This window comes from Bacillus sp. TCT6 (assembly GCF_056033845.1).
Genome location: NZ_JBVYHX010000001.1, coordinates 267,501 through 284,981, shown reverse-complemented (window position 1 = coordinate 284,981; position 17,481 = coordinate 267,501). Strand labels below are relative to the sequence as shown.

At 37.9% G+C, this 17,481-nt stretch carries 11 protein-coding genes, 16 tRNA genes and 2 rRNA genes (1 of these 29 cut by a window edge); 1 reads left to right on the top strand and 28 read right to left on the bottom strand.

Annotation, left to right across the window (positions count from 1 at the left end; genetic code table 11):
- Window positions 1-10: 10 nt before the first annotated feature.
- The 11 genes from yhbH to AC0ONG_RS01310 all read right to left on the bottom strand — a co-directional run bounded on the left by yhbH (window position 11) and on the right by AC0ONG_RS01310 (window position 12,659).
- Window positions 11-1,186: a sporulation protein YhbH gene (gene yhbH / locus AC0ONG_RS01360; protein ID WP_000503516.1), complete on the bottom strand. Its 1,176-nt coding sequence runs from the start codon at window positions 1,184-1,186 to the stop codon at window positions 11-13.
- Window positions 1,187-1,637: 451 nt separating this feature from the next.
- A complete protein-coding gene (locus AC0ONG_RS01355) occupies window positions 1,638-3,533 on the bottom strand; it encodes a PrkA family serine protein kinase (protein WP_000353273.1) in 1,896 nt (631 codons plus the stop codon).
- Between the two features lie 392 nt (window positions 3,534-3,925).
- Window positions 3,926-5,995: a sensor domain-containing protein gene (locus tag AC0ONG_RS01350; protein ID WP_106081995.1), complete on the bottom strand. Its 2,070-nt coding sequence runs from the start codon at window positions 5,993-5,995 to the stop codon at window positions 3,926-3,928.
- Window positions 5,996-6,122: 127 nt separating this feature from the next.
- Window positions 6,123-6,611, bottom strand: coding sequence for a tRNA (uridine(34)/cytosine(34)/5-carboxymethylaminomethyluridine(34)-2'-O)-methyltransferase TrmL (gene trmL, locus AC0ONG_RS01345; RefSeq protein ID WP_000538147.1), 489 nt, complete (start codon window positions 6,609-6,611; stop codon window positions 6,123-6,125).
- A 58-nt stretch (window positions 6,612-6,669) separates the two neighbouring features.
- The gene (locus tag AC0ONG_RS01340) at window positions 6,670-7,557 is read right to left on the bottom strand and encodes an amidase domain-containing protein (protein ID WP_017762769.1); all 888 of its coding nucleotides are present in this window, start codon (window positions 7,555-7,557) and stop codon (window positions 6,670-6,672) included.
- 44 nt (window positions 7,558-7,601) lie between these two features.
- A complete protein-coding gene (queG, locus tag AC0ONG_RS01335) occupies window positions 7,602-8,744 on the bottom strand; it encodes a tRNA epoxyqueuosine(34) reductase QueG (protein ID WP_000345208.1) in 1,143 nt (380 codons plus the stop codon).
- 202 nt (window positions 8,745-8,946) lie between these two features.
- Window positions 8,947-9,020 (bottom strand) — tRNA-Gly (locus AC0ONG_RS01330).
- Between the two features lie 115 nt (window positions 9,021-9,135).
- Entirely contained in the window at window positions 9,136-9,786 is a 651-nt protein-coding gene (locus AC0ONG_RS01325; protein ID WP_000841308.1) for a DsbA family protein, read from the bottom strand.
- Window positions 9,787-9,973: 187 nt separating this feature from the next.
- On the bottom strand, window positions 9,974-10,750 hold the full coding sequence (locus tag AC0ONG_RS01320) for a transglycosylase domain-containing protein (RefSeq protein ID WP_000664718.1): 777 nt from the start codon (window positions 10,748-10,750) through the stop codon (window positions 9,974-9,976).
- A 581-nt stretch (window positions 10,751-11,331) separates the two neighbouring features.
- The gene (locus tag AC0ONG_RS01315; protein ID WP_000400451.1) at window positions 11,332-11,793 is read right to left on the bottom strand and encodes an NUDIX hydrolase; all 462 of its coding nucleotides are present in this window, start codon (window positions 11,791-11,793) and stop codon (window positions 11,332-11,334) included.
- A gap of 146 nt (window positions 11,794-11,939) precedes the next feature.
- Window positions 11,940-12,659 (bottom strand): YebC/PmpR family DNA-binding transcriptional regulator, encoded by a 720-nt coding sequence (locus AC0ONG_RS01310; protein ID WP_000532954.1) that lies wholly within the window; start codon window positions 12,657-12,659, stop codon window positions 11,940-11,942.
- Window positions 12,660-13,011: 352 nt separating this feature from the next.
- Here AC0ONG_RS01310 and AC0ONG_RS01305 point away from each other — a divergent pair, with 352 nt between their 5' ends.
- On the top strand, window positions 13,012-13,332 hold the full coding sequence (locus tag AC0ONG_RS01305; RefSeq protein WP_000149824.1) for a DUF3884 family protein: 321 nt from the start codon (window positions 13,012-13,014) through the stop codon (window positions 13,330-13,332).
- Window positions 13,333-13,517: 185 nt separating this feature from the next.
- Here AC0ONG_RS01305 and AC0ONG_RS01300 read toward each other — a convergent pair.
- The 17 genes from AC0ONG_RS01300 to AC0ONG_RS01220 form a co-directional block, all read right to left on the bottom strand.
- Window positions 13,518-13,599: transfer RNA gene (locus tag AC0ONG_RS01300), tRNA-Leu, on the bottom strand.
- A gap of 10 nt (window positions 13,600-13,609) precedes the next feature.
- A tRNA-Cys gene (locus AC0ONG_RS01295) sits at window positions 13,610-13,680 on the bottom strand.
- 14 nt (window positions 13,681-13,694) lie between these two features.
- Window positions 13,695-13,769: transfer RNA gene (locus AC0ONG_RS01290), tRNA-Gly, on the bottom strand.
- 5 nt (window positions 13,770-13,774) lie between these two features.
- A tRNA-Gln gene (locus tag AC0ONG_RS01285) sits at window positions 13,775-13,849 on the bottom strand.
- 63 nt (window positions 13,850-13,912) lie between these two features.
- Window positions 13,913-13,988 (bottom strand) — tRNA-His (locus AC0ONG_RS01280).
- Window positions 13,989-14,007: 19 nt separating this feature from the next.
- A tRNA-Trp gene (locus AC0ONG_RS01275) sits at window positions 14,008-14,081 on the bottom strand.
- Between the two features lie 7 nt (window positions 14,082-14,088).
- Window positions 14,089-14,172: transfer RNA gene (locus tag AC0ONG_RS01270), tRNA-Tyr, on the bottom strand.
- 10 nt (window positions 14,173-14,182) lie between these two features.
- A tRNA-Thr gene (locus tag AC0ONG_RS01265) sits at window positions 14,183-14,258 on the bottom strand.
- Between the two features lie 18 nt (window positions 14,259-14,276).
- Window positions 14,277-14,352 (bottom strand) — tRNA-Phe (locus tag AC0ONG_RS01260).
- Between the two features lie 9 nt (window positions 14,353-14,361).
- Window positions 14,362-14,437: transfer RNA gene (locus tag AC0ONG_RS01255), tRNA-Asp, on the bottom strand.
- A 3-nt stretch (window positions 14,438-14,440) separates the two neighbouring features.
- Window positions 14,441-14,517, bottom strand: a tRNA-Met gene (locus AC0ONG_RS01250).
- Between the two features lie 26 nt (window positions 14,518-14,543).
- Window positions 14,544-14,619 (bottom strand) — tRNA-Val (locus AC0ONG_RS01245).
- A 4-nt stretch (window positions 14,620-14,623) separates the two neighbouring features.
- Window positions 14,624-14,698: transfer RNA gene (locus tag AC0ONG_RS01240), tRNA-Glu, on the bottom strand.
- A gap of 17 nt (window positions 14,699-14,715) precedes the next feature.
- Window positions 14,716-14,807 (bottom strand) — tRNA-Ser (locus AC0ONG_RS01235).
- Window positions 14,808-14,809: 2 nt separating this feature from the next.
- Window positions 14,810-14,884 (bottom strand) — tRNA-Asn (locus tag AC0ONG_RS01230).
- An 8-nt stretch (window positions 14,885-14,892) separates the two neighbouring features.
- A 5S ribosomal RNA gene (rrf, locus tag AC0ONG_RS01225) occupies window positions 14,893-15,008 on the bottom strand.
- A 100-nt stretch (window positions 15,009-15,108) separates the two neighbouring features.
- A 23S ribosomal RNA gene (locus AC0ONG_RS01220) occupies window positions 15,109-17,481 on the bottom strand; it runs 549 nt beyond the window's last position.

Here is a 17,481-nt window from a genome sequence, read left to right as displayed (position 1 = left end):
TTAAAAGAGGTTATGCCATTTTCTCACCTGATTCTTCTCTAAAAAAGCTTTTCATCGCATGAAATACGTCTGCTTTTTGCTTTAAAATATAGTATCTAAAGTTTTCATCTTTAATATTTTTATAGGCTGACATGAGTGTACTATGGCGATTATACTGATTCACTTCCCCATATCCAAACATATTACATTTCTTCATTAATTCTTCCACAAGCTTTACACACCTAGCGTTATCTGATGTTAAATTATCACCATCTGAAAAATGGAATGGATAAATATTATAGCGGTCTGGTGAATATTTATTATCAATCAGTTCTAATGCCTTTTTATATACGGAAGAACATATTGTTCCGCCACTTTCTCCTTTTGAGAAAAATTCTTCTTCTGTGACGACTTTCGCTTCTGTATGGTGAGCAATAAATTCAATATCAACTGTTTCATACTTTGTGCGTAAAAATCTTGTCATCCAGAAAAAGAAGCTACGTGCCATATACTTCTCCCACATTCCCATCGATCCACTCGTATCCATCATCGCTAACACAACAGCCTTTGAATCTGGCTTTAATACTTCATTCCAAGTGCGGAACTTTAAGTCTTCTTGATGAATTGGATGGAAAGATGCTTTACCACGCATCGCATTTCGTTTATATGCAGATATCATTGTTCGTTTCTTATCGATATTTCCCCATAATCCTGTTTTTCTAATGTCATTAAATTCAACATGTTCAATCCGATTTTCATCTATTTCTTTTCTCTTTAAATTAGGCAGCTCTAACTCTCTGAAAAACGCCTGCTCTAATTCTAAAATAGAGACTTCAGCTTCATAGTAATCTTCCCCAGCTGCATCTCCTGCTCCTTGCCCTTTTCCTGGCCCTTTTTGTTTTTGACCACCTGATCCATCTCTCGCAACGACATCACCAACTTTACTGTCACCGTTTCCTTGCCCAACATGTTTATTTTTATCATAATTGTATCTAATCTTATATTCATCTAGAGAACGAATTGGTATTTTTACAACATCTTTGCCATTAGACATAACTATACTTTCTTCTGTTACAAGATCGGGTAAATTATTCTTAATTGCCTCTTGTACTTTTTCTTGATGGCGTTGTTGGTCGTCATATCCTTTGCGATGGAGGGACCAGTTTTCCTGTGAAATCGTATAATTTGGTTGATTTTCTTCGCCCATTCCTTTCCCTCCTTACTGTAATTGTCTTCCTTTATGAACAGCAATCTATAAATTTTGTTCTGTACTGTGCAAGCTAGAATATTTGAAAGGTAACTGCCCACAGAAAATCATCCCATAAACATTTATAACGTTTTTCATACAATACCCGAGCATCCTAAACAAAATTTTGCCACTCACATAATAGAAAGAAATATTCAGCCACTGATAAGAAAGAAACACAATGCATTGTTGCACACATTTTTACTTTGCAACATATTGTATTGTGTTGGCTTTTTTCATATGAATGGTTGGTTACTCTATCATATGCATATTGTAAAAATAATTGACAATAAATTCATGAAATTGCATCTTAATTTATTACATTTGGACAAGGTATGACACTTTATACACATATGAACGGATAATAAAACGCTGTCCCGCAAAATACAAGAGACAGCGTTTTGTTATCAAACTATCGGTTTAACAAGCTACCTACATAGCGTAATAATTCATTTGCTGAAGAAGAATTATAGCCATGCTCATCAATTAAACGCGCAACAACATCATTGATTTTTTTAAGCTGATTTTCGTCCGGCGTTTTCGTTGATGTTGTAATTTTCACTATATCTTTTAAATCAGCAAATAGTTTTTTCTGAATCGCTTCACGAAGACGTTCATGTGAATTATAATCAAAGCGTTTTCCTTTACGGGCATAAGCAGAAATGCGAATTAAAATCTCTTCACGGAACGCTTTCTTAGCATTTTCTGAAATCCCAATTTGCTCTTCAATTGAGCGCATTAATTTTTCATCTGGACTCATTTCTTCTCCTGTTAACGGATCACGTAATTTCGATTTATTGCAGTACGCCTCGACGTTATCTAAATAATTATCCATAAGTGTCTTAGCCGATTCTTCATATGAATAAACAAACGCCTTTTGTACTTCTTTCTTCGCGATTTCATCGTATTCTTTTCTCGCTAATGAGATGAAATTCATATAACGTTCACGGTCTTCATTACTAATCGATGGATGCTGATCCAGCCCATCTTTTAAAGATCTAAGTACATCTAACGCGTTAATAGATGGTACCTCTTTTCGAATGATTGTAGACGAAATTCGGTTAATGACATAACGAGGATCAATACCCTTCATACCTTCATCTTGGTATTCTCGTTGTAGCTCCTCTACATCAATCGCATTATAACCTTCTACCGTTTCTCCATCATACAAACGCATCTTTTTAATTAAATCAATATCCGGACGCTTCGGATCTTTTAAACGAGTTAAAATAGTGAACATTGCTGCAACGCGAAGTGTGTGTGGTGCAATGTGAACATTCGACACATCACTTTCACGAATCATTTTTTCATAAATATGTTCTTCTTCACTTACTCGTAAATTATAAGGAACTGGCATTACAATAATTCTTGAGTGCAATGCTTCATTTTTCTTATTTGCTATAAATGAGCGATACTCTGTTTCATTCGTATGCGCTACAATTAATTCATCTGCTGAAATAAGCGCAAATCTTCCCGCTTTGAAATTCCCTTCTTGCGTAAGCGATAATAAGTGCCATAAAAACTTCTCATCACATTTTAACATCTCTTGGAACTCCATCATTCCTCGGTTCGCCTTATTTAATTCTCCATCAAATCGATACGCACGCGGGTCTGATTCTGAACCATATTCTGCAATCGTAGAAAAGTCCAGACTACCTGTTAAATCTGCAATATCCTGTGATTTTGGATCAGACGGGCTAAATGTACCAATCCCTGTACGGCGATCTTCAGAGAAGAAAATACGCTCTACAACTACATCCTCAATTCTTGATCCGTATTCTTGCTCTAAACGCATGACATTTAGTGGTGATAAATTTCCTTCAATTCTAACCCCATACTCATCAAAGAAATCATCTCGTAAATGATGTGGAATTAAATGCAGTGGATCCTCATGCATTGGGCATCCTTTAATTGCAAAAATTGCTCCACGATCTGTTCGTGAATATGTTTCTAATCCTCGTTTCAACATCGTAACTAACGTTGATTTCCCTCCACTAACAGGACCCATTAATAATAAAATTCTTTTTCTAACATCTAATCGTTTTGCGGATGGATGAAAATATTCCTCTACAAGACGTTCTAGAGCATCCTCTAATCCAAAGAGCTGATTACTAAAGAAGTTATACTTTCTTCTACCATCAACTTCTTCAATTCCAGCATCTTTTATCATATTGTAAATGCGAGAGTGTGCTGTTTGAGCCACCCATGGTCTTTCTTTCACAAGCTCCAAATACTCCGCAAACGTACCTTCCCATTGTAACCGTTCTTCTGCTGCTCGATGCTGTTCAATCTTTTTTAGAATATCCATTATAGCTCCTCCCCCATCTCCTTGTTCAATCGGATTATTATAAAAGGTATGCTAGGATGTCCTTAAACATTCTTTAAATCAAAACGAAATATATAATAGCACGCTAAAATTCTCTCCAAAATTCAAAGAAAATTCTGTATAATATAGGTATTAACGTTTTCACACTGCTATTCATTATAAATAAATTCTTTTCTTCTAAGAACCTTACATACATTTTGGGTAATAAATAGAACTCGTGAACCGAAAAAAGTAAGGAGGATATTAGTATGAAATTATTATTAATTTTAGGTGTATCACTCACATTTCTTACAGCTATTTTTACATCTGGTTACAATGACAAACCAGGTACACATAAAAAATGATGTGCTTTTAGCACATCATTTTTTTATACATTATTTATAATACATATTTTCCATATCATATTTGGATAATGGTCGACTATAATAATAACCTTGTACAAGCTTCACATTCTTTTCTTTCAAAAACTGTATTTGCTCCTTTTTTTCTACTCCCTCTGCAATTACATTCAGTTCTAAAGTATGAGCTAAATGAATAATTGCAGCTGTAATATTCGTATCACGTTCATCTATATGTATACCTTCCATAAAAGAACGATCAATTTTTAAAGTATCAATTGGATATGTTTTTAAGTAACTTAAAGATGAATAGCCTGTTCCAAAATCATCTAAATGAATCTTTAAATTTTGTTCTTTTAATTGTAGTAACACTCTCTTCGATATATCTTTATGTATAAGAGCTCCTTCTGTAACCTCTATCGCTAATAAATGAGCTGGTACATTGTACTTATTTAAAGCCCGTGTAATCATCTCTATTAATGTAATAGAGCGAAAGTGTCTAGCTGAAATATTAACTGCAATTGGGACCACTTCATATCCTTTATTTAACCATTCGCGCAGTTGCTGACACACTTGATTTACTACCCATTCATCGAGCTTAATAATAAATCCTGTTCTTTCTGCCAACGGAATAAATTGATTTGGAGAAACAAATCCTAATTCCTTATTCTCCCACCTTATTAAAGCTTCCATACTAGCTATTTTTTTCGTTTCAATATTAATTTGTGGCTGATAATATAAGAAAAACTCATTTTTTTCTATAGCACGATGTAACTGGTTTTCTATTATAAACCTTTGTTCACGCTCACAGTCTAATCCACTACAATAAAAATGATAATGTCCTTTTCCTTTTTCTTTTGCTTTTTCTAAAGCAGCATCGACCCTCTGAAATAGTATTTTTTCATCTTCTCCATCTGCTGGAGCCATTACAATTCCAATTGACGCACTCAAATATACATCTTCTTCCTCGATTACAAAATATTCACTAATATTTTTCAGTATGCCTTTTGCAATTTCCTCTACACATTCTTTCGTTATATTTTCTATTAACATAACAAATTGATCATCGTGTTCTCTAAATAAGTGCATACCTTCTATTTTTAGATTGCTTAAACATTCTGTAACTTTTTGTAATACTTTATCTCCCTCTTTATGACCAAATGTATCATTAATACGATGAAACTCATCTAAATCTATAAATACAAGCGCAAAATTTATACTCTCTTTTAAAAAAGTATTTAACTTATTTGTACATGAAATTCTATTCATTAATCCCGTTAACTGGTCATAGTAGGCTAAATATTCTGTTCGCATTTCGTTTAATACTTGCCTTGTAACATCTCTCGTAACAATATAAACTCCAACAATTTCACCGTTCACAATAATCGGGATAGTTCTCAAAGAAATATATAGCTCGTACCCTTCTTTATGAACATATTTCTTTGAAACAATTTGTTTTGCTCTTCCCTGCAGAGCTCCTTTAAATAGAATTTGAAAGTCTTTTTCATATTCTTTATTAATGAATTCAAAAATAAATTTATTATTTAACTCTTCATACCGGTATCCAAATATTTCATACGTTGCCGGGTTTGCATATGTAACTCTCCCTATAGAATCTATAGATATAATTGAGTCATTATTATATTCTAGTAACGACTTAAATAACATTTGTTTTTCCTCTATCTCTGTCTTCTCCTCAATTTGAGCTGTAATATCTCTTGTAATACAAATAACAAATTGACATATTCCTTCTTCATCGCAGACAGGATTAAGTGAAGATTCATAATGTATCTCACCTTTTTGTAATTTGACTACATCACAAAATGTGTGTGCTTTCGCTTCTCTCACTACTTTTTCATATTGCCTTTGCAATATCCCCGCTATATCTTTTGGTAATACTTCTGCAAAAGTTTTTCCATAGCACTCTTCGCTTAACCTAGCATAATCCATTCCTATTCTATTCACATACATATATTTAAACGTTTCATCATCAATAACTTTCAAAATAAATACTAAATCTTGAATAGCATGTAATAATCCTTGTCTAATTAAATCCATATCTATCATACTTAAAAAGGTATTTTGATTACTATATTCTTCCTTCATATTTATCTCAACCCGTCTTATCTATTTTTAATCATATATCCCATTCTATATGATTATGTCCTCTCTTTTAAATGTATGATTACATATTATTTTTATTTTATAAAAAAAAGTCGCCATATGGCGACTTTTAATAAACGATTTCTAAATCTAATCCAGGGTAATTTTGTTGACGGAACGCTTCATAAATTAAAATTGCTGCTGTATTAGATAAATTTAATGAACGTACTTTATCTGTCATTGGAATACGTAAACAATGATCAAAGTTTTCTTCGATTACATTAGCTGGTAAGCCGTTTGTTTCTCTTCCAAATACAAAATAGTAATCCTTCTCGCGCTTGCTATAGTCAAACGCTGTATGAGCTTTTTCGCCATACTTCGTTAAATAGAAGAATTCACCATCTTTATTTTTTTCATAAAATTCTTCAATTGAATCATAATACGTAATTTTCACGTGCTGCCAATAATCTAATCCGGCACGCTTTAACATTTTATCATCCGTTGAAAATCCAAGCGGTCTAATCAAATGTAATTCTGTTCCAGTTGCTGCACAAGTACGAGCAATATTCCCTGTATTTGCTGGAATTTCTGGCTGATATAAAACAACATGTACTCCCACGCGATATTCACCTCTGTTTTTTGTCTACTACGTATTATACCACTTGAGCGAAAAATCTCTACCCATTAATAATATGAAAGAATTTATATTTCATTTGTGGTGTATATTTACTAGAGTCTTCATAGTTCCAATAACGTCGACGGCTATTCGCTGAATGTGCATTTACAAGCGGCATACCATCTGCATCTTTTGCTACTACAATCGTCGTATGATTCCATCTTCCGTCATCCTCGAAATCATAAGCAATAACATCTCCAAGAATAAGTTCTTCTGGCCTCTCTACCGCCTCTGCTCGAAGTCCTGTTGTAGCACCTGACAAATACCAATAAAAAGAATGTGCAACAGCCCAGCTCCAACTCCACTGATTCTCCCTTTGCCACCATCCTTTACGAATATTAGGATATCCGTTCATAGGTACTTCTCCAGTATGAAGACATTGAGAAATAAAATTCGTACAATTATCAGGGAAATTACGATACATAGGATTTCGGTCATCCCACCAACGCTCTGCATATTTCACTGCCTCTAAACGATTATACTGATAAGAACCGTACTTCTCTTTCGTAATTTCCCTTTCTAATGTCTCACCCATTCTAATTTCTTCTGACACTTCAATATCATAATCGCCTATAATCCGACTATTATTTAAACAAACTCTTCGTTTTAATTGTTCCTCTTCAATATAAAATGATTCTTTATGCTTAATTAAATATTTAAAATGTATTTGATAATCAATTTCTTGATGGTCATTACTATTTAATTGTCTAATGAAAGAAACATCCGCAGTTGCTTTCACTATATGTGCACTACGCCTTTGAAACAATTGTTTCTTTCTCTGTGCCATTTGTAGTAAATCCTCAGCAATACCATCCACGTCTGTTCGTTTCTCTGTGATATATGCTAAAAACTGTTGTACTTGCTTTTCAATATTCATTTTTACAGCCATTTCGTTTCCCTCCCATATTACAATATGAAAAAGGGAAATATTATCTACTCTTTTTTCTGTGCTAACAATTCAAGCCCGCGCTTCATTTCATGAAGTACTTCTTCATCTTTCTCACGTTCCATCGCTTTCTCAATCGCTTCGCCTACTCCATCTCCCCCAATTTTCCCAAGTGCCCATGCTGCCGTTCCGCGCAATACCGGTCTTGGGTCATCTTTCATAACACCAATTAAATCAGGAATTGCCGATGCTTCTTTAAAATGTGCTAATGCTAAAATCGCATTTCTTTGCAGTGGCTTTTTCCCTCTCCATGACCCTGACATAATCCCATATTTCTCTTTAAAATCACGATTACTAATTGTTAAAAGTGGCGTTAATAATGGTTTAACTAGCTCAGGATCCGGCTCCATCTCAGGATGATTATGAAAATCCATTCCTTTGTTTTTCGGGCAAACAGTCTGACACGTATCACATCCATATATACGATTTCCTATTTTATCGCGATATTCTTCAGGTAGGAATCCTTTCGTCTGTGTTAAAAACGCAATACACTTCTTCGAATCTAACTGTCCCCCCTGTATTAAAGCACCTGTAGGACAAATATCGATACATTTCGTACAGCCCCCGCATTGATCTTCTATCGGCTTATCTGGCGGGAATGGAACATTTGTAATCATTTCCCCTAAGTATACGTACGAACCGAATTCAGGTGTAATAATAGCACAGTTTTTCCCACTCCAGCCAATGCCTGCACGCTCTGATACAGCTCGATCACTTAATTCACCTGTATCAACCATGGACTTCACTTCTATATCTGGAAGTTTTTCAATTAAATATGCTTCTAATTTTTGCAAACGATCTCGTAAAACAAGATGATAATCTTGTCCCCAAGAAGCACGGCAAAAAATTCCACGGCGTTCTCCACGCTTACTTAATGGTGCATTTTTTAATTTTGAAGGATATGCTAAAGCAATCGCAATAATTGATTTAGCACCCGGTAATAAAAGTTGCGGATTCGTTCTCTTCTCTATATCAGGCTCTTCAAATCCAGATTGATAATTTAATTGTTGTTGCTGGATTAAGCGCTGCTTTAATTCCTCAAAAGGAGAAGCACTCGCAAAGCCTATTTTATCTATGCCAATTGTTTTACTATACGCAATTACATCTTGCTTTAATTGTTCAAAATCCACTCTTAATCGCCTCCTCAGATGAATCCATCATCCCTTATGTAACGACTTTATTGGTTAGTAATTCACTTTTGGAATACTATTATTTACTTCTATTTTCGCATGTAATTATATTTTTCAAACATTAAAAAACGCAATGCCTCGTTTATCTCGGAAACGAAACACTGCGTTGATCACAATTTATAGAAAAACATTTAATAAAATTTGGAGCGGGTGAAGAGAATCGAACTCTCGACCAGAGCTTGGAAGGCTCTTGTTTTACCACTAAACTACACCCGCAAATATGAATTACATATAAGATATTAGAATAACTTATGTAAAGTAGTATAGCATGTTAAAAAAATAGAGGCAAGAATTTTATCGAAAAAAGTCGAAAAAGTGATGAGAGACCTCATCACTTTTTCAATTCTTTATCAATGGCCTTCTTCATACTATCGAAATCAGGGTTTGCAAGATTTCCGTTTACATATACTGAAGGAGCACCTTGAACTTTTAATTTTTGAGCACGATCTGAATCTTTACGTACTTTTTCTGTAATTTCTTTACTGTGTAAATCTTTCTTAAATTGCTCTACATCAACTTTTGGAAGTTTCTCTTTCACAATACTAAGAAGCAAATCTTCTGTAATCCATTCTTCCGTATCTTTCTTTTGATTTTGATAAATCTCATCATAGAAAATCCAGAATGAATCTTTATCTTGTTTATAAATTGCTTCACCAGCTGCTGCACCTAAATCCGAGTCTTTTCCGATAAATGGGAAGTTAATAAAATATAACTGCACTTTGCCTTTATCAATATACTCTTCTTTTAATCGAGGTAATACTGTTACATCCCAAGTACGACAAGCAGGACATTTGAAGTCTCCAAATTCAACTACCTTAACTGGAGCATCATCTTTCCCTAAAGATTGTTGCGTGGAATAAGCAAACATCTCATTCCCTTTATCTTTTTTGTCATTTATGATGCTATACGCAATTGTTCCAATTACAATCAATACTGCGATAGAAAAAACTATACCAAGAGCCATGAGTTTATTTGATTTCATATACATTCCTCTTTAAATTCATATTCTGTATACAGCATTGTACACAATACACATAATATCAACACTTATATACGTCACGCAATGAACACGCTCACATAAATTACAAAAACACAATAATTGTGACGATATTGTGTCACAATTTGTCACAATTTATTCAAAAAAAGAAGCTCCTCTGTAGGAACTTCTCTTAACTTACTGCTTTTTTACGCGCGCTATTTAACATCGACTGCTCTATTTTTATATCATGACGAATTACCAATTTCTCACTAACTGCTTGAACATACTCATCATGGCTTATATAGCCTTCTTTCTCCATTAGTCTCAAAACGACATTTCGTCTCTCTACTGCTTTATCATAATTTTGGGCAGGTGAGTAATAAGCAGGTGCTTTTACTACAGCAGCCATCATTGCACTTTCAGCCAACGTTAATTGGTTCACCTTTTTACCGAAGTAAAGGTTTGCTGCTTTTTCAATTCCCCATGCTCCTTCTCCATAATAAATGTTACTTACATATAATTTTAAAATTTCATCCTTCGTAAATGTACGTTCAATTTTTTTCGTATAAAAAATCTCTTTCCACTTACGAGAAAATGTACGTTCATTCGTTAAAAAAGCATTTTTAGATAGCTGCTGTGTAATCGTGCTTCCTCCCTGTACGACACCACCAGCCTTTATATTCTCAACAGAGGCCCTAATAATTGCTATATAATCTAAACCGTTATGATGATAAAATCTTTTATCTTCTGTCGCAATAAATGCATGTGTTAATGATTCTGGTACCTCTAACTTAGCCGGCACATGTAATTTACTAATATCACTTTGCTCAATCATTACATTTCCAATGAATAATAACGTACAACTTAACAATAATAATAATATAATGGCTTTATAAAAAAGTTTAGTCATTGGATTTAATGCAACTTTTTGATGATAGTTCACCCTAGATAATACTCGTTCTTTCATCTTGAACACCTCTTTTCCACACAGCATATAACTCTTACTTTAAGAATACATTGTTGTAAAAAAATATCCCATCGATTTCTCTTACACGTACCTTACATCATTGTAAGGTATAAAGTGAAACTTTAATAAGCCCTCATCAATCAGGCTTACTGCCCAGCAAATAGTCGGATAAAAAAGTATTGTATCACAGTCTTTTTTTATCTACTATTCATCTGAAATATTGAATATAGGTATGTTAAAGTACGAATAACCAATAAGAGAGTAACCCTTAAGACTATTATATTTTCACTTTACACTTTAATTATATCATCTACAAATATATGTACTTTTAACTATCTAGTAATCTAAATGTATATAACATATAAAGTGAAACTTTAATCAGTGGGGGTTTTGTTCATCCCCACTGATTATTAGCCCTCACCAATTGGGCTGCCCGGCAAATAGCGGGATAAATCCATTATACAGAACAAACGTTCTATAAATCAATACTAGCGCTATTATTATTTTGACCTTTTTCTTAAACAGTATACAAAAAAAAAGAGTAGTGATTTGAATGTATCTCAAATCGGTCACTCTTTTCTTTACAATCTTCCTATTAAACTATACGGCTGTACTTCCCACGTTTCGTACGGAATATAATGTGTTGCTCTCATCGCATCAAGCGTTCTGGATTTCATATGAGGACGCGTTATATACTCATCTATATTCTCTTCATTTAAAGCAACAAATTTAGCCTCTTGTATTTCTTCAGGTTGAATTTTTATTTCACCGCTCACATATGCCACTTTAAAAACAACAGCTAAAATATGCATAGAAGCATTATAGTAAACACCTGTAACTCCAACCGGCTTCACAGTTAAACCGGTTTCCTCAAACATTTCCCTACAAACTGCTTGATCGAGCGCTTCTCCTTCTTCCACCTGTCCTCCTGGCAACTCCCACGTATCCGATCGCCAATGTACTTTAGCTAATAACACTTCATCTTTTTCATTTGTTAAATAACCTGCTACAGCAACGATATGCTTTGGTGTTTTATGTTCCATATTAAACCTCCTAGAAATAATGATTATTTCATATATCCCTATAAGCATATTCCCTGTCTACAACAAAATACCTTTACTAATTCATCAACTTAATTAACTTCATAAAAAAAGCCTCTATCCGTTAAACGGACAGGGCTTCTATCGTATTATTCTCCTAAGTCTACGTTGTGGTAAACTTGTTGCACATCTTCTAAATCTTCTAATGCATCAACCATTTTCTCAAATTGTACTTGAGCATCTTCGGGAAGTGTAACATCACTTTGTGCAAGCATTGTTAATTCTGCAACTGTAAATTCTTCAACACCAGCACCTTTAAGTGCAGATTGTACTGAATGGAATTGATCAGGTTCAGCATACACGATAACAGAATCTTCTTCTTCTAGAATGTCACGTGCATCAACATCTGCTTCCATTAAAATTTCAAGAACTTCATCTGATGTTTTACCTTCAAGGCCGATAACAGCTGTCGCATCAAACATGTAAGCTACAGAACCGTTTACACCCATGTTACCACTGTTTTTGCTAAATGCAGCTCGTACATCTGCTGCAGTACGGTTTACGTTATTTGTAAGTGTATCTACAATAACCATAGCTCCATTTGGTCCAAATCCTTCATAACGAAGCTCGTCATAATTTTCCTCTGAACCGCCTTTTGCCTTTTCAACTGCACGATCAATAATTGTTCTTGGTACATTGTATGTTTTCGCACGTTCTAATACGACTCTAAGCGCTTGGTTTGATTCTGGATCTGGCTCTCCTTGTTTTGCCGCCACATAAATTTCACGTCCAAATTTCGCGTATATACGGCTTGTATTTGCATCTTTCGATGCTTTTTTGTCTTTAATATTGTTCCATTTACGGCCCATACTTTCCACTCTCTTTCTCGTTTTAAATCTACATAAAAATATTAATATGAAATATAATGTGTGTTCAACACATTTTTAAAAGAAATATAAAAAGTTCATTTTTGATTCATATTACAGACATAATATAAATCACTATCATTTTGTTCTTTCGACAAGTTATATTATACATGAATTCCTAAGTTTATTACGAATTTTAGCATCACATAATATAATTTAACAAAAAAGACTCTAACATTTCTGTTAGAGTCTTTTTATATTGCCGATACCGATTTCCATAATATTCCCATAATTACTTTCTATTGCTGTACAATAAAAATAGGGAAAAATTTGAAGAAAAGGTGGAGGGAGAATTATGACACATTCAAATGAGAAAAAATCACATGCTTTTAAAGGAATAGGAGAGAAGTTAAACCCAACTATCTATCAAGTAAGATTCATGAAATTAGATGAACCAATCCAATTTGAGGCGTTTCCTGAATTGAAGGAATTAGGGGACTGGTTGAGTACTTCAACGCACATGTGGTCGTGCCACTCAACTATGTACAAATACAACAGAGAAAAGTTTGAAAAGAAGTTTTTAGAAATTACGAAATTAACAGCTGATCATGTACTAATATCTACTGGTGGTGTCGGATTTAACTTCATGTCACCGGGGTGGAGAAATTCTCTCTAGAGTGCTTGAAGGGAATATTATAGAATACCGCAATTAAAAGGATAAAATTGAATGTTTGTTTTTATCCTTTTAATGTTTCGCAGTTTACTCACCGTACACTTTTTGTGCTTATTTTGTCATGTAATGAAAAGAAAACAAAAAAAACTCTATACTAATTGTATAGAGTTTTTTTACGACGTTCATGATACCGATGGTCGGGGTCGAACCGACACTCCCGAAGGAACACGATTTTGAGTCGTGCGCGTCTGCCAATTCCGCCACATCGGCACAAAAGAAAAGGCGGCAACCGGATTTGAACCGGTGATAAAGGTTTTGCAGACCTCTGCCTTACCACTTGGCTATGCCGCCATATTAAATTTCATTGGAGCGGAAGACGGGATTCGAACCCGCGACCCCAACCTTGGCAAGGTTGTATTCTACCACTGAACTACTTCCGCAAAAATGGCTGGGCTAGCTGGATTCGAACCAGCGCATGACGGAGTCAAAGTCCGTTGCCTTACCGCTTGGCTATAGCCCATCGAATTCTTACTTAATTATATGTAAGTATCAATTAAATTATTTGTAATTTTAAAAATAAAAATGGGGCGACTGATGGGAATCGAACCCACGAATGCCGGAGCCACAATCCGGTGCGTTAACCACTTCGCCACAACCGCCATGTTGTGTAAATATATTTGGCAGGGGCAGTAGGAATCGAACCCACACTGGAGGTTTTGGAGACCTCAGTTCTACCTTTAAACTATGCCCCTATGTAAATGGTGGAGGGGGGCAGATTCGAACTGCCGAACCCGAAGGAGCGGATTTACAGTCCGCCGCGTTTAGCCACTTCGCTACCCCTCCGAAACTTACATGGTGCCGGCTAGAGGACTTGAACCCCCAACCTACTGATTACAAGTCAGTTGCTCTACCAATTGAGCTAAGCCGGCGTATTTTATTAAAATAAATGGTGGCTCGGGACGGAATCGAACCGCCGACACGAGGATTTTCAGTCCTCTGCTCTACCGACTGAGCTACCGAGCCTTATTAAAATGGCGGTCCCGACCGGGGTCGAACCGGCGATCTCCTGCGTGACAGGCAGGCATGTTAACCACTACACCACGGGACCATTTGGTTGCGGGGACAGGATTTGAACCTGCGACCTTCGGGTTATGAGCCCGACGAGCTACCGTGCTGCTCCACCCCGCGATAATACTATTTATATAAAATTCATATGGTGGAGGATGACGGGATCGAACCGCCGACCCCCTGCTTGTAAGGCAGGTGCTCTCCCAGCTGAGCTAATCCTCCAAAGTGGTGACCCGTACGGGATTCGAACCCGTGTTACCGCCGTGAAAGGGCGGTGTCTTAACCACTTGACCAACGGGCCAAATATTATAAATCCTATGGCGGAGAGCAAGGGATTCGAACCCTTGATACGCTTGTGACGTATACACGATTTCCAATCGTGCTCCTTCGGCCAACTCGGACAGCTCTCCAATGGCTCCGCAGGTAGGAATCGAACCTACGACCGATCGGTTAACAGCCGATAGCTCTACCGCTGAGCTACTGCGGAATAATATTGCCTGGCAACGTCCTACTCTCACAGGGACAAGGTCCCAACTACCATCGGCGCTAGAGAGCTTAACTTCCGTGTTCGGTATGGGAACGGGTGTGACCTCTCTGCCATCATTACCAGACATTATTCTTTTGAGACAATCATTATTATAACTTATTCACTTTAAAAGTCAACAAATTTTTTATGTTCTCTCAAAACTAGATAACATCGCTACATATTATATGGTTAAGTCCTCGATCTATTAGTATTCGTCAGCTCCACATGTCACCATGCTTCCACCTCGAACCTATCAACCTGATCATCTTTCAGGGATCTTACTAGCTTACGCTATGGGAAATCTCATCTTGAGGGGGGCTTCATGCTTAGATGCTTTCAGCACTTATCCCTTCCGCACATAGCTACCCAGCTATGCCCTTGGCAGAACAACTGGTACACCAGCGGTGCGTCCATCCCGGTCCTCTCGTACTAAGGACAGCTCCTCTCAAATTTCCTACGCCCACGACGGATAGGGACCGAACTGTCTCACGACGTTCTGAACCCAGCTCGCGTACCGCTTTAATGGGCGAACAGCCCAACCCTTGGGACCGACTACAGCCCCAGGATGCGATGAGCCGACATCGAGGTGCCAAACCTCCCCGTCGATGTGGACTCTTGGGGGAGATAAGCCTGTTATCCCCGGGGTAGCTTTTATCCGTTGAGCGATGGCCCTTCCATGCGGAACCACCGGATCACTAAGCCCGACTTTCGTCCCTGCTCGACTTGTAGGTCTCGCAGTCAAGCTCCCTTATGCCTTTGCACTCTACGAATGATTTCCAACCATTCTGAGGGAACCTTTGGGCGCCTCCGTTACACTTTAGGAGGCGACCGCCCCAGTCAAACTGCCCACCTGACACTGTCTCCCGGGTCGATAAGACCCGTAGGTTAGAATTTCAATACAGTCAGGGCGGTATCCCACCAGCGCCTCCACCGAAGCTAGCGCTCCGGTTTCAATGGCTCCCGCCTATCCTGTACAAACTGTACCAAAATTCAATATCAGGCTACAGTAAAGCTCCACGGGGTCTTTCCGTCCTGTCGCGGGTAACCTGCATCTTCACAGGTACTATAATTTCACCGAGTCTCTGGTTGAGACAGTGCCCAAATCGTTACACCTTTCGTGCGGGTCGGAACTTACCCGACAAGGAATTTCGCTACCTTAGGACCGTTATAGTTACGGCCGCCGTTTACTGGGGCTTCAGTTCAGAGCTTCGCTTACGCTAACCCCTCTCCTTAACCTTCCAGCACCGGGCAGGTGTCACCCCCTATACTTCGCCTTACGGCTTCGCAGAGAGCTGTGTTTTTGCTAAACAGTCGCTTGGGCCTATTCACTGCGGCTTTCCGTTAAGAAAGCACCCCTTCTCCCGAAGTTACGGGGTCATTTTGCCGAGTTCCTTAACCAGAGTTCTCTCGCACACCTTAGGATTCTCTCCTCGCCTACCTGTGTCGGTTTGCGGTACAGGCACCTTTTATCTCGCTAGAAGCTTTTCTTGGCAGCGGGGAATCAAAGACTTCGCTCCATAAGGAGCTTCCCCATCACAGCTCAGCCTTCACGATAAGCGGATTTGCCTACTTATCAGCCTAACTGCTTGGACGTGCACAACCAATCGCACGCTTCTTCTATCCTTCTGCGTCCCTCCATTGCTCAAACGATAAAGAGGTGGTACAGGAATATCAACCTGTTGTCCATCGCCTACGCCTGTCGGCCTCGGCTTAGGTCCTGACTAACCCTGAGCGGACGAGCCTTCCTCAGGAAACCTTAGGCATTCGGTGGACGGGATTCTCACCCGTCTTTCGCTACTCATACCGGCATTCTCACTTCTAAGCGCTCCACCAGTCCTTCCGGTCTGACTTCACTGCACTTAGAACGCTCCCCTACCACTGATACCATTGGTATCAATTCGCAGCTTCGGTGGTGTATTTAGCCCCGGTACATTTTCGGCGCAGAGTCACTCGACTAGTGAGCTATTACGCACTCTTTAAATGGTGGCTGCTTCTAAGCCAACATCCTAGTTGTCTAAGCAACTCCACATCCTTTTCCACTTAATACACACTTTGGGACCTTAGCTGGCGATCTGGGCTGTTTCCCTCTTGACTACGGATCTTATCACTCGCAGTCTGACTCCTAAGGATAAGTCATTGGCATTCGGAGTTTGACTGAATTCGGTAATCCGATGAGGACCCCTAGTTCAATCAGTGCTCTACCTCCAAGACTCTTACACTTAAGGCTAGCCCTAAAGCTATTTCGGGGAGAACCAGCTATCTCCAGGTTCGATTGGAATTTCTCCGCTACCCACACCTCATCCCCGCACTTTTCAACGTGCGTGGGTTCGGGCCTCCATTCAGTGTTACCTGAACTTCACCCTGGACATGGGTAGATCACCTGGTTTCGGGTCTACGACCACGTACTAAACGCCCTATTCAGACTCGCTTTCGCTGCGGCTCCGCCTCTTCAGCTTAACCTCGCACGGGATCGTAACTCGCCGGTTCATTCTACAAAAGGCACGCCATCACCCATTAACGGGCTCTGACTATTTGTAGGCACACGGTTTCAGGATCTC